At 69.9% G+C, this 12,618-nt stretch carries 12 protein-coding genes; 3 read left to right on the top strand and 9 right to left on the bottom strand.

From position 1 onward, the window contains the following. Positions 1-6 precede the first annotated feature (6 nt). Both AB3X10_RS03750 and AB3X10_RS03745 read left to right on the top strand, forming a co-directional pair. Positions 7-1,173 carry a DUF1624 domain-containing protein gene (locus tag AB3X10_RS03750; protein WP_369979189.1) on the top strand — a complete coding sequence of 389 codons (1,167 nt, stop codon included), beginning with the start codon at positions 7-9 and terminating at the stop codon, positions 1,171-1,173. Positions 1,174-1,254: 81 nt separating this feature from the next. Continuing rightward, complete coding sequence (locus AB3X10_RS03745; RefSeq protein WP_369979187.1) at positions 1,255-2,619, top strand: DUF2252 domain-containing protein; 1,365 nt, start codon at positions 1,255-1,257, stop codon at positions 2,617-2,619. 237 nt (positions 2,620-2,856) lie between these two features. Here the strand turns inward: AB3X10_RS03745 and hslU are convergent, their stop codons facing one another. From hslU to AB3X10_RS03700, 9 genes are all read right to left on the bottom strand, one after another. Further along, positions 2,857-4,224, bottom strand: a complete 1,368-nt coding sequence (gene hslU / locus AB3X10_RS03740) for an ATP-dependent protease ATPase subunit HslU (RefSeq protein WP_369979185.1) — start codon at positions 4,222-4,224, stop codon at positions 2,857-2,859. Positions 4,225-4,324: 100 nt separating this feature from the next. After that, positions 4,325-4,876, bottom strand: a complete 552-nt coding sequence (gene hslV, locus AB3X10_RS03735; protein ID WP_003465879.1) for an ATP-dependent protease subunit HslV — start codon at positions 4,874-4,876, stop codon at positions 4,325-4,327. Positions 4,877-4,924: 48 nt separating this feature from the next. Continuing rightward, positions 4,925-5,221: a DUF3079 domain-containing protein gene (locus tag AB3X10_RS03730; protein WP_369979183.1), complete on the bottom strand. Its 297-nt coding sequence runs from the start codon at positions 5,219-5,221 to the stop codon at positions 4,925-4,927. A 39-nt stretch (positions 5,222-5,260) separates the two neighbouring features. Continuing rightward, on the bottom strand, positions 5,261-6,091 hold the full coding sequence (gene xerC, locus AB3X10_RS03725; RefSeq protein WP_369979182.1) for a tyrosine recombinase XerC: 831 nt from the start codon (positions 6,089-6,091) through the stop codon (positions 5,261-5,263). 140 nt (positions 6,092-6,231) lie between these two features. After that, on the bottom strand, positions 6,232-6,903 hold the full coding sequence (locus AB3X10_RS03720) for a DUF484 family protein (protein WP_369979180.1): 672 nt from the start codon (positions 6,901-6,903) through the stop codon (positions 6,232-6,234). Beyond that, on the bottom strand, positions 6,900-7,754 hold the full coding sequence (gene dapF / locus AB3X10_RS03715) for a diaminopimelate epimerase (RefSeq protein ID WP_369979178.1): 855 nt from the start codon (positions 7,752-7,754) through the stop codon (positions 6,900-6,902). Before dapF ends, AB3X10_RS03720 begins: the two co-directional genes overlap by 4 nt. Next, complete coding sequence (gene lptM / locus AB3X10_RS03710) at positions 7,747-7,998, bottom strand: LPS translocon maturation chaperone LptM (RefSeq protein ID WP_369979176.1); 252 nt, start codon at positions 7,996-7,998, stop codon at positions 7,747-7,749. The genes dapF and lptM overlap by 8 nt, the downstream gene beginning before the upstream one ends. Positions 7,999-8,082: 84 nt before the next feature. Beyond that, positions 8,083-8,466 carry a YbaN family protein gene (locus tag AB3X10_RS03705; RefSeq protein WP_369979174.1) on the bottom strand — a complete coding sequence of 128 codons (384 nt, stop codon included), beginning with the start codon at positions 8,464-8,466 and terminating at the stop codon, positions 8,083-8,085. Between the two features lie 614 nt (positions 8,467-9,080). Beyond that, a complete protein-coding gene (locus AB3X10_RS03700) occupies positions 9,081-11,207 on the bottom strand; it encodes a S9 family peptidase (RefSeq protein WP_369979172.1) in 2,127 nt (708 codons plus the stop codon). A 170-nt stretch (positions 11,208-11,377) separates the two neighbouring features. On the opposite strand from AB3X10_RS03700, the gene AB3X10_RS03695 reads away from it, so the two are divergent. After that, positions 11,378-12,601, top strand: a complete 1,224-nt coding sequence (locus tag AB3X10_RS03695) for a pyridoxal phosphate-dependent aminotransferase (RefSeq protein ID WP_369979170.1) — start codon at positions 11,378-11,380, stop codon at positions 12,599-12,601. Positions 12,602-12,618: the final 17 nt, after the last annotated feature.

Raw genomic sequence — 12,618 nt, 5'->3', positions numbered from 1 at the left:
CTGCGCATGTCTTCCGCGTCCCTCGCTTCTCCCCCGCCCTCCTCGCGCCTGGCCTCGATCGACCTGCTGCGCGGCACCGTGATGTCGCTGATGCTGCTCGACCACGTGCGCGAGACGTTCTATCTGCAGCACCAGATCGGCGATCCGGTGGACGTGGAAACCACCGCGCCGGCGCTGTTCGCGGCGCGCCTGCTGGCGCATCTGTGCGCGCCGGTGTTCGTGTTCCTGACCGGCCTGTCGGCGTGGCTGTACGCGGCGCGGCAACCGCATGGCCGCAAGGCCGCGGCGGCGTTCCTGCTCAAGCGCGGGCTGTTCCTGATCGTGCTGGAACTGACCCTGGTCAACTTCGCCTGGACCTTCGCCTTCCCGCCGCAGGTGCTGTACCTGCAGGTGATCTGGGCGATCGGGTTGAGCATGCTCGCGCTGGCCGCCTTGCTGTGGCTGCCGCGGCCGCTGCTGGCGCTGCTCGGCGCGGCGCTGGTGGCCGGGCACAACCTGCTCGACGGCGTGCACGTGCCCGGCGACGGTCCGCTGGCCGCGGCCTGGGCGGTGCTGCACGACCGTGGTTGGCTGCAACTGGGCGAACTGCGCCTGCGCACCTCGTATCCGCTGCTGCCGTGGATCGGGGTGATCGCGCTGGGCTATGCGGCCGGCCCCTGGTACGGCGCCGGCACCGCGCCGGCGCAACGGCAGCAGCGTCTGCTGGCCAGCGGGTTCGGCGCGCTGGCGCTGTTCCATCTGCTGCGCTGGCACAACGGCTACGGCGACGCGCCATGGCGCGAGCAGGCCGACGTGGCGCACACCGCGATGAGCTTCTTCAACCTGACCAAGTACCCGCCGTCGCTGCTGTTCCTGCTGCTGACCCTGGGCGTGGGCCTGTTGCTGCTGCGCCTGTACGAGCAGCCGCGGCTGGCACGGGCGCTGGCGCCGCTGGCCGCGATCGGCGCGGCGCCGATGTTCTTCTACCTGCTGCACCTGTACGTGCTGAAGCTGCTGTACCTGGCGGCGCTGGCGTACTGGGGCGCCAACCACGGCGCGCTGTTCGGCGTGGACCGCGTGGCGACGCTGTGGGCGATCGCCGTGGTGCTGGGCGTGGCGCTGTACTGGCCGGTGGCGGCGTTCGCGCGGCTGAAGGCACGGCGCCGCGACCTGGCCTGGCTGCGCTATCTCTAGAAGATCCATCGCCTGGGGATTCATCGCCGTGCAATGCCGGCATGCTCGACTGGTCGCCCTGTCCGCGCCTGGAGACCTGCGATGCCCACCCGCCTGCCGCGCCTGTTGCTGATCGGCCTGATCCTCGCCGCCACCGCCGGCTGCGCCACCGCCGCGAGCCAGCGCGACGCCTGGGTGGTGCAGCAGATCCGCGACTACAACCATCCCTACGCGGCGCAGCAGGCCGAGCTGGACACCAAGATGGCGACGATGGCCGGCAGCGCCTACGCGTTCTACCGCGGCACCGACCATCTGTTCTACCAGGACATGAAGACCCTGCCGGCCTCGCTGTGGACCAGCCCGCAGACCGGCTACACCTGGCTCGGCGGCGACACCCACCTCGGCAACTTCGACGCCGCGCGCGACAGCAGCGGCAAGGCGGTGTTCAAGGTCGCCGACTTCGACGAGAGCCATCTCGGACAGTACGTGTGGGACCTGCGCCGGCTGGCGGCGAGCATGGTCCTGGCCGGGCGCGACAACGGCCTGTCCGACAGCGACATCGGCAGCGCGATCGAGACCATGGTCGGCGCCTACCTGGACAAGATCGGCGACTTCAAGGGCAGCGATGCCGAGAAGAGTTTCCAGCTCGGCAAGAGCAACACCAGCGGCGTGGTGGCCAAGGCCATCGACAGCGCCGACGGCAAGAGCCGCAGTAGCCTGCTGGGCAAATACACCGCGGTCAGCGGCGGCAAGCGCACGTTCCAGAATCTGGACAACCTGGTCGCGGTGGACAGCGCCACCTATGCGGCGGTCGCCAACGCGATGAACGGCTATGTGGCGTCGATCGCGGCATCCAAGCGCTATGCGTCGAGTTACTACACGATCAAGGACGTGCGCCAGAAGCTCGGCTCCGGCACCGGCAGCCTCGGCCGCCAGCGCCTGTACGTGCTGGTCGAAGGCGCGAGCAGCGCGACCGGCGACGACGTGATCCTGGAATGGAAGCAGGAAGCGGCCAGCGTGGTCGCCGTCGCCGCGCCGTCGCAGATGCCTGCTTCCAGCTACGACAACCACGAAGGCGAGCGCGTGGCGCGCACCGCCAAGGCGCAGACCCTGGATGCCGACGTGCTGATCGGCTACGCCAGCGTCGCCGGCGTGCCGTTCTACGTGCACGAGAAATCGCCGTTCCAGGAAGACCTGGACCCGACCGCGCTGAGCAGCGCCGGCAAGCTGGCCACCGCCGCCACCTACCTGGGCCAGGCGCTGGCCTCGGCGCATGCGCTGTCCGACCAGGACTACGACCCGGCGGTGGTGAGCTACAGCATCGACAAGCAGATCGACGCGGCGGCCAGCAGCAAGAGCGGGCTGAAGTCGGAACTGCGCCAGTTCGCGTTCGACTACGCCGCGCAGGTGCAGCTGGACTGGCAGGGATTCGTGGCCGCGTACCAGGCGGGGACGCCGCTCTACTGAGCAGGGTTCACCACTGGCGAACCCTGTAGGAGCGGCTTCAGCCGCGACCGGGCTCCACCGGTAATGCCAGGTCGCGGCCGAAGCCGCTCCTACAGGTTCCATGGAAGTTCTGTGGGAGCGAGTTCAGTCGCGACGGGCTTTCCCGGTAACGCCTCGTCGCGACTGAAGTCGCTCCCACAAGGATATCGGCGCGCCTGCTGCGCATCGGCATGCAAGCCGGCGCAGCAGGCACAGCGGCTACAGGATGTAGCGGCTCAGGTCCGGATCCTGCACCAGCTCGCCCAGGTGCGTGTTCACGTACGCGGCATCGACGACGACGCTCTGCCCGTCGCGGTCCGGCGCCTCGAAGCTCAGCGTGTCGAGCAGGCGCTCGAGCACCGTGTGCAGGCGCCGCGCGCCGATGTTCTCCTGGCGCTCGTTGACCAGGAACGCGATCTCGGCGAGGCGGTCGATCGCATCGTCGGTGAAGCTCAGGGTCACCCCCTCGGTCAGCAACAGCGCTTCGTACTGCTTGCTCAGCGCCGCCTTCGGCTCGGTGAGGATGCGGATGAAATCGTCCTTGGACAGCGCCGACAGCTCGACCCGGATCGGGAAACGGCCCTGCAACTCGGGGATCAGGTCGCTGGGCTTGGCCAGGTGGAACGCGCCGGAAGCGATGAACAGGATGTGGTCGGTCTTGACCGTGCCGTACTTGGTGCTGACGTTGGAGCCTTCGACCAGCGGCAGCAGGTCGCGCTGCACGCCTTCGCGCGACACGTCGCCGCCGGACGAGCCGGCCTCGCCGCGCTTGGCGACCTTGTCGATCTCGTCGATGAACACGATGCCGTGCTGCTCGCAGGCCTCGATCGCCGCGGCGCGCACGTCTTCCTCGTTGACCAGCTTGCCGGCCTCTTCCTCGATCAGCAGCGGCCGCGCCGCCCTGATCGTCAGCTTGCGCGACTGCGACTTGCTGCCGCCCAGGTTGGAGAACATCTGCCGCAGCTGCTGGCCCATTTCCTCCATGCCCGGCGGGGTCATGATGTCCATGCTGACGTTGACCGCCACGTCCAGCTCGATCTCGCGCTCGTCCAGTTCGCCGGCGCGCAGCATGCGCCGGAACTTGCTGCGGGTGTCGTTGTCCTGCGCCGAGGGTTCGTTGCGCGCGGCTTCCGGATCGAAGCCGATGCCGGCGCTGCGCCGCGGCAGCAGCGCGTCGAGGATGCGGTCCTCGGCGCGCTCCTCGGCCTGGGTGCGCACGCGCACCTTGGCCTGCTCGCGGTACAGCTTGACCGCGGTGTCGGCCAGGTCGCGCACGATCTGCTCCACGTCCTTGCCGACGTAGCCGACCTCGGTGAAGCGCGTGGCCTCGACCTTGACGAACGGCGCGTTGGCCAGCGTCGCCAGGCGCCGCGCGATCTCGGTCTTGCCGACGCCGGTGGGGCCGATCATCAGGATGTTCTTGGGCATCACTTCGTTGCGCAGCGCATCGGGCAGCTGCATGCGCCGCCAACGGTTGCGCAGCGCGATCGCCACCGCGCGCTTGGCGTCGTGCTGGCCGACGATGTGGCGGTCCAGCTCCTGCACGATCTCGCGCGGGGTCATGGTTGAGGTGTCGGGATTGGGCATTGGGGATTCGGGATTCGTAAGAGCGGAGTAGGAACGATCGAGGCGTGTCCGGGCACAGGGAAAGGAGCGCTTTTGCGAATCCCCAATCCCGACTCCCGAATCACAGCTCCTCGACCACCACGTTGCGATTGGTGTAGATGCAGATGTCGCCGGCGATGTTCAGCGCCTCGACCGCGATGGTCTTGGCGTCCAGCTCGGTGTGGCCGAGCAGCGCGCGCGCCGCCGACAGCGCGTAGGAACCGCCGGAGCCGATCGCGATGATGCCGTCCTCCGGCTCGATCACGTCGCCGGTGCCGCTGATGATCAGCGAGGTTTCCTTGTCGGCCACCGCCAGCAGCGCCTCGAGCTTGCCCAGGCGGCGCTCGGTGCGCCAATCCTTGGCCAGTTCCACCGCCGCGCGGGTCAGCTGGCCGTGCTTCTCCAGCTTGGCCTCGAACAGTTCGAACAGGGTGAACGCATCGGCGGCGGCGCCGGCGAAGCCGGCCAGCACCTGGCCGTCGCGGCCGAGCCGGCGCACCTTGCGCGCATTGCCCTTCATCACGGTATGGCCCAGCGTCACCTGGCCATCGCCGGCCACGGCGACATGGCCGTTGCGGCGCACCGACAGGATCGTGGTGGCGTGGAAAACGTTGGGGTTCTGACTGGGGTCCATGCGGCCTCCTGAGCGATGCTTCAGGTGTGGGGGCAGGCCGCGGCCGGTTCAAGCATCGGCTTGCCGATCGCCGCCGATCTTCGCGCGGCCCGGGTGCGCGGAGTCGGGCTCCACGCCCCACAGCAGGTACCAGTCCTCGCCCTGCAGCTCCAGCGGGTGCATGACGCGTCCGCTGCCGTTGCCGCAGGCCAGATCCTCCGCCGCGCAGTAGCGGTCGCAGCCCCAGCAGATCCGCTCGGGATGCGCGGGTTGCAACGGAAAGGGTTTTGCCATCGACCTGCCTCGCTTCGCGCTCCGGCGGACAGTGTCCGCGCCCGCGGCGGCGCGCGCCTTGATCCAGAACAAGCGCGCGAACGTGCGGACGCAGCGCGCCCGTTCAGCCGGTCACGACTTGCGCTTGGCGCGCGGATGCGCGGCGTCGTAGACCTTGGCCAGGTGCTGGAAATCCAGGTGGGTGTAGATCTGCGTGGTGGCGATGTCGGCGTGGCCGAGCAATTCCTGCACGCCGCGCAGGTCGCCGGAGGATTCGAGGATGTGGCTGGCGAAGCTGTGCCGCAGCATGTGCGGATGCACGTGCTTGAACAGGCCCTGGCGCCCGGCCAGCTGCTTGATCCGGATCTGCACCGCGCGCGCGCCGATCGGCGCACCGCCGCGGCCCGGGAACACCGGCGCCTCGGCGGCGGCCCTGGTCTCCGCCTGCCATTCCAGCAGCGCCTTGCGCGCGTGCGAGCCGACCGGCACCAGCCGCTGCTTGTTGCCCTTGCCGAGCACGCGGACCAGGCCGCTGGCGAAATCCAGATCGCGCCAGCGCAGCGCGCACAGCTCGCTCAGGCGCAGGCCGGAGGAATAGAACAGTTCCAGCAGCGCGCGGTCGCGCAGGCCCAGCGGCACGTCGGTCGGCACCTCGACCAGGCGCACCGCCTCATCCGCGTCCAGCACCTGCGGCAGCTTGCGCGGCGCCTTCGGCGCACGCAACGCCGCGGCCGGGCTGGCGGCGATCTGGCCGTGCTTGAGCAACCAGGCATAGAAACTGCGGCACGCCGACAGGCGCCGCTGCAGGCTCTTCGGCGACAGCCCGCGGCGGTGCTCGGCGGCGATGAAATGGCGCAGCTGGTCGGCGCCGAGCGCCGCCACCTCGCCGCCGGCATTGTCCGCCGCCCACGCCGCCAGCGCGGCCAGGTCGCGGCGGTACGCGTCCAGGGTATGCGCGGACATGCGGCGTTCGACGTGCAGGTAGCTGAGGAACCGGGATTGGGGATTCGGGATTGGGGATTCGGCATCGACAGCCGACGCATCGGCGCGCGCGTCGGCCCGCTTTTTTCGGGTCCCGAGTCCCGCGTCCCGCGTCCCGGCCTTCATGCGAAGCGTTGCAACGCCACCACCAGCGACTCGCCCATCATGCGCAGGAACAAGGTGCCCATGCCGGGATAGAAGCGGTTCGGATCGTGGCTGCCGACCGCGATCAGGCCCACGCCCGGCAGCGGCAGCAGCGCGGTGGACTGCACTTCCTCGATGCGCGCGGCGTACAGCAGCGCCTGCTTCTCCGGCTGCAGGCGGCCGCAGATCGGCTCGCCGTCCTTCAGGCAGTCGCGGAACGGCGCCAGCCGCGGATCGTCCTGCGCCAGGATCTGCAGCCACGGCGCCTGCTCCAGCCCGGGCAGCGGCCGCAGCAGCACGATGCTGACCAGGTCGCCCTGGAAGTCTTCCTGCAGCGAGGCGGCCATCGCGCGCACGCTGTCGGCGGCGCTGGTCTGGCGCATCAGCGCCAGGGTCAGCTGGTGGGTGCGCACCGCCAGGCGTTCGTTGACCTGGGCATTGGCGGCCAGCTCGGACAGGCGCCGCGACAGTTCGCGGTTCTTGTCGCGCAGCACTTCCAGCTGGTAGCTGGCCAGCGACGCGGTCGGGCCGTCGTCGCGCGGCACCACCAGGGTCAGCGCCAGGTCGGGGAACTGTTTCAGGAAGGTCGGGTGGCGGCGCAGCCATGCGGCGATTTCGTGCGCGCCGATCTTTTCCTGGGTCTCGCTCATCGGATCCACTCCCCATCGAAGACGAAGGCCGCCGGCCCGGACATCACCACCTGCTCCGCGTCGTGCAGCCAGCGGATGCGCAGCTCGCCGCCGGGCAGGACCACGCGCACGTCGCGCTCCACGCGGCCGCGCTGGATCAGCACCGCCGCGGCCGCGCAGGCGCCGCTGCCGCAGGCCAGGGTCTCGCCGACGCCGCGCTCGTACACGCGCAGGCGCACGTGGCCGCGGTCGATCACCTGGGCGAAGCCGACGTTGACCGAATCGGGGAAGGACGCATGCTGCTGCAGCAACGGCCCCAGCCGCTCGACCGGCGCCGCGTCGACCAGGCCCACTTCCAGCACCGCGTGCGGGTTGCCCATCGACACCGCGCCGAAGCGCACGCTGCCGCCCTGCAGCGGCAGCACGTATTCCTCGCGCGCGCGCGGGAAACCGACCAGCGGCACGTCCTCCGGCGCGAAGCGCGGCACGCCCATCGCCACCGCGAACTGGCCGTCGGCGCCGCGCTCGATGCGGTGCGAGGCGAACGGACTGTCGATGACGAACGGATCGCTGCCGGCGGCGCCGTCGCGCACCAGCCAGGCGGCCACGCAGCGCGCGCCGTTGCCGCACTGCCCGGCCAGGCTGCCATCGGTGTTCCAGATGCGGTAGCTGGCCACCGCCTCCGCGGTGCGCGGCGCCTCGATGGTCAGCAGTTGATCGCAACCGACGCCGAAATGGCGATCGGCCATGCGCACCGCCAGCTCGGCGTCCGGTGGCGGCGTGCCGTCGCGCAGGTCGAGCACCACGAAATCGTTGCCCGCGCCCTGCATCTTGGAAAAGCGCAGGCGCGCCGCGGCGCTGGCCTCACTCATTCCCATCGGTGGGCGTGGTGGTGCTGTCGTCGACCGGCTGCTGCTGGCCATCGACCGGCTGCGCCTGGCCGGCGGGATCGGTGGTTGCCGGCGGCGTCGCGTCGGGCGCGGTGGCCGGCGCGGCCTCCACCGGGACCGGCTTCTGCGGCATCACCAGCGGGCCTTTGTTGCCGCACCCGGACAGCGCCAGCAAAGCGGCGCCGAACAGGGCGATACGGATCGGATGACGGGACGATGTGCTCATGCGCCGAGTATAGCCAGAAGGGCATGAACCGGCTGTGCCGCATGCGGCGTTGCGGCCCGGCGCGATGGCGGCCGGGCAAAGGCCTCAATCGCGCGGCGGCGGCTCCGGGCGCAGCCACAGCCACAGCGCCACGCAGCTCATGCAGCCGATCGCCAGCACCTGCACCCACGGTTTGTGCACGAACAGCAGCAGCACCAGCGCGCATACCGCCATGGTCAGCGTGGCCATCCACTTGCCGCGGCGGCTGACCGCGCCGTGCGCTTCCCAGTCGCGGATGCTGGGACCGAAACGCGGATCCTCCAGCAACCGGCGGCGCAGGCGCTCGGAGCCGCGCGAGGCGGCGTAGGCCGAGATCAGCACGAACACCGTGGTCGGCAAGCCCGGCACGAAGATGCCGACGATGCCCGTGGCCAGGCTGACGTAGGCCAGCAGCCACCAGGCCCAGCGGAAACGGGAAGGGGGTTCCATCGGCGCATGATAAAGCCGCGGCCGGATGCCGATGCGGACCTCGCGTCGCCGGGCGCCCTCGCTTCGTGCGCAGCGACTCCGCAACGACGCAGCGCGCTGGCCGAAGCTGGATGCAGTCGGGACTGAAGTCCCTCCCACAGTGCGCCCAGCCAGCCGAGCGCTCGCCTTGTAGGAGCGGCTTCAGCCGCGACGAACGAAGCCGGAAACCTCGCCGGCTCCGGAACCCGTCGGTCGGGGCTCAAGCCCCTCCCACAGTGCACCCAGCCAGCCGAGCGCACGCCTTTGTAGGAGCGGCTTCAGCCGCGACGAACGAAGCCGGAAACCTCGCCGGCTCCGGAACCCGTCGGTCGGGGCTCAAGCCCCTCCTACAGTGCACCCAGCCAACCGAGCGCACGCCTTTGTAGGAGCGGCTCCAGCCGCGACGAACGAAGCTGGAAACCTCGCCGGCTCCGGAACCCGTCGGTCGGGGCTGAAGCCCTCCCACAGTGCACCCAGCCAGCCGAGCGCATGCCACTGTGGGAGCGGCTTCAGCCGCGACGAGCGAAGCCGGAAACCGGGCCGATTTCGGAACCTGTCGCGGCTGAAGCCGCGACAGGATGCCAGGCCAGCCGGCGCTACTGCGCCGCGTGCTCCACGCCCAGCTGGTCGAGCATGAACGCGTACGACTCGGCCTGCTCGCGGTAGCGGCGGAAACGCCCGGACTTGCCGCCGTGGCCGGCTTCCATGTTGACCCGGAACACGATCGGCCGCGTGCCGGTGTTGTCCTCGCGCAGCTTGGCCACCCACTTCGCCGGCTCCCAGTACTGCACCTGCGAATCCCACAGGCCGGTGCCGACGAACAGCGCCGGATACGCCTGGCGCGTGACGTTGTCGTAGGGCGAGTAGCCGAGCATGTAGTCGTAGTAGGTCTTCTGCTCGGGATTGCCCCACTCGTCGTATTCGTTGGTGGTCAGCGGAATGCTCGGGTCGAGCATGGTGGTGACCACGTCGACGAACGGCACCTGCGCCACCAGCACCCGGTAGTCCTGCGGCGCCATGTTCGCCACCGCGCCCATCAGCAGCCCGCCGGCGCTGCCGCCGGCCGCGGCGACGCGGTCCGGCGCCGCGTAGCCCAGCTTGACCAGGCCGCGGGTCACGTCGATGAAGTCGGTGAAGGTGTTCTTCTTGTTGAGCAGCTTGCCCTGGTCGTACCAGTCGCGGCCCATCTCCTGGCCGCCGCGGATGTGCGCGATGGCGTAGACCACGCCGCGGTCGAGCAGGCTGACCACCGGCAGGTTGAAATTGGGATCGGTGGACATGCCGTAGCTGCCGTAGGCGTACTGGTACAGCGCCGCGGTGCCGTCCTTCTTGAAGCCCTTCTTGTACACCAGCGACACCGGCACCTTGACCCCGTCGCGCGCGGTCACCCACACGCGCTCGGTCTGGTACTTGCTCGCGTCGTAGCCGATCACCGGCTGCTGCTTGAGCAGCTTGCGCTCGCCGGTGCGGGTATTGAGTTCGTAGGTGGTGCCCGGCGTGGTCAGCGAGGTGTAGCTGTAGCGCAGCCACGGCGTATCCGGTTCGGGATTGACCGACAGGCCCATCGAGTACGCCGGCTCGTCGGCCTTGACGTAGTCCTCCCTGCCGTCGGCGAAGTGCAGGCGGATCCGCTCCAGGCCGTCGGAACGCTCGGCGATCGCGGTGAAGCCGTCGAACAGCTCGAAGCCGTCGATGAACACCTTCTCGTCGTAGGGCAGCCAGGCCTGCCATTGCGCGCGCCTGGTGGCGCCGTCGGGCGCGGTCATCAGCGCGTAGTTCTTGGCCTTCCAGTTGGTGCGGATCACCCAGCGCCCGTCGAAATGGTCGGCGCTGTACTCGACGTCGCGCTCGCGCGGCGCCAGCACGGTGAAGCGCTGCGGATCGGCGGCCGGCGCATAGCGCTGCTCGGAGGACACCGTGCTCTCCACGCCGATGACGATGTACTTGTCGTCGCGGGTACGGCCCACGCCCATGTAGAAGCTGTCGTCCTTCTCCTCGTAGACCAGCGCGTCCTGCGCGGCCGGCGTGCCCAGCACGTGCTTCTTGACGCGCACGGTGAGCAGCGTTTCCGGATCGTTCTCGACGTAGAACAGGGTCTTGTTGTCGTCGGCCCAGACCACCTCCGGCGACACGCCGGGCACGCGGTCGGCGTAGACCTCGCCGGTGCCCAGGTTCTTGAAGCGCACCACGTACTGGCGGCGGCCGACGTCGTCCTCGGTCCAGGCCAGGATGCGGTTGTCCTGGCTGACCACCGCATCGCCCAGGCTGAAATAGCCCTTGCCGGCGGCCATCGCGTTGACGTCGAGCAGGATTTCCTCGGCCGCGTCCATGCTGCCCTTGCGCCGCGCGTGCACCGGGTAGTCCTTGCCGCTCTCGAAGCGGGTGTAGTACCAGTAGCCGCGCTCGCGGTACGGCACGCTGCTGTCGTCCTGCTTGATGCGGCCGACGATCTCCTTGTACAGCGTGTCCTCCAGCGGCTTGAGCGGCTTCAGCACCTGGTCGGCATAGGCGTTCTCGGCGTTGAGATAGGCCAGCATCTGCGGGTTTTCGCGCTTGTCGTCGCGCAGCCAGTAATAGTCGTCCTGGCGGGCGGCGCCGAACGGCGCGGTGACCGTGTGCGGCTGCTTGGCCGGGTGCGGCGGGGTGGCGTCGGTGGCGAGGGCGGAAGCGAAGGGCGAAGTCATGAGCAGGAGGAAGCTCGCTAGCAAGGGACGGTGATGCATCTAATGGGGCTCCGGCGGCGGCAACGCAACGAAGGATGCGCCACCCGGACCGGGAGGCGGCAGGCGTGCGGCGCGGCGCCGCACGGTGCCGGCCGAGTCTCCGCGCAACGCCGCATCCTGGCAAGCGCGCGCAACGTTTTTGTGCGCCGCGCTCCTCTATGATCGGCCCCATGAACCCGCTTCCGCTCCAATCCCCCGCCGCGCCGCACGCACAGCCCGCCTACAGCCAACGCAGCCGCGACATCGAGCCGTTCCATGTGATGGCGCTGCTGGCCCGCGCCAACGAGCTGCAACAGGCCGGCCACGACGTGATCCACCTGGAGATCGGCGAGCCGGACTTCACCACCGCCGCGCCGATCGTCGCCGCCGGCCAGGCCGCATTGGCGGCCGGGCATACCCGCTACACCGCCGCGCGCGGGCTGCCGGCGCTGCGCGAGGCCTTGGCCGGCTTCTACCGGCAGCGCCACGACGTGGACCTGGACCCGGCGCGGATCCTGATCACCCCCGGCGGTTCCGGTGCGCTGCTGCTGGCCAGCGCGCTACTGGTCGATCCGGGCAAGCGCTGGCTGCTGGCCGACCCCGGCTATCCGTGCAACCGCCACTTCCTGCGCCTGGTCGAAGGCGGCGCGCAGCTGGTGCCGGTCGGCCCGGACAGCCGCTACCAGCTGACCCCGGCCCTGTTGGACGCGCACTGGAACGCCGACAGCGTCGGCGCGCTGGTGGCCTCGCCGGCCAACCCGACCGGCACCCTGCTCGACCGCGCCGAACTGGCCGCGCTGGCGCAGGCGCTGCGCGCGCGCGGCGGCCACCTGGTGGTCGACGAGATCTACCACGGCCTCAGCTACGGCATCGACGCGCCCAGCGTGCTCGAGGTCGACGACGACGCCTACGTGCTCAACAGCTTCTCCAAGTATTTCGGCATGACCGGCTGGCGCCTGGGCTGGCTGGTGGCGCCGCGCGCGGCGGTGGCGTCGCTGGAGAAGCTGGCGCAGAACCTGTACATCAGCGCCTCCAGCATCGCCCAGCATGCGGCGCTGGCCTGTTTCCTGCCGGAAACCCTGCAGATCCTGGAAGCGCGCCGCGCCGAATTCGGCCAGCGCCGCGACTACCTGCTGCCGGCGCTGCGCGCGCTCGGCCTGCGCATCGAAGTCGAGCCGCAAGGCGCGTTCTACCTGTACGCCGACGTGAGCGCGTTCACCGACGACGCGCAGGCGTTCTGCGCGCACTTCCTGGAAACCGAGCACGTGGCGTTCACCCCCGGCGTGGATTTCGGCCAGCACCGCGCGCGCCAGCACGTGCGCATCGCCTACACGCAGAGCCTGCCGCGGCTGCAGGAAGCGGTGGCGCGGATCGCGCGCGGGCTGGCGCGCTGGGATCGCCACGCCCAACCGTAAGCGCCTTCAGGCGCTGC

Source organism: Xanthomonas sp. DAR 80977 (assembly GCF_041240605.1).
Classification (GTDB): Bacteria; Pseudomonadota; Gammaproteobacteria; order Xanthomonadales; family Xanthomonadaceae; genus Xanthomonas_A; species Xanthomonas_A bundabergensis.
This window is presented reverse-complemented; position numbering and strand designations above follow the sequence as displayed.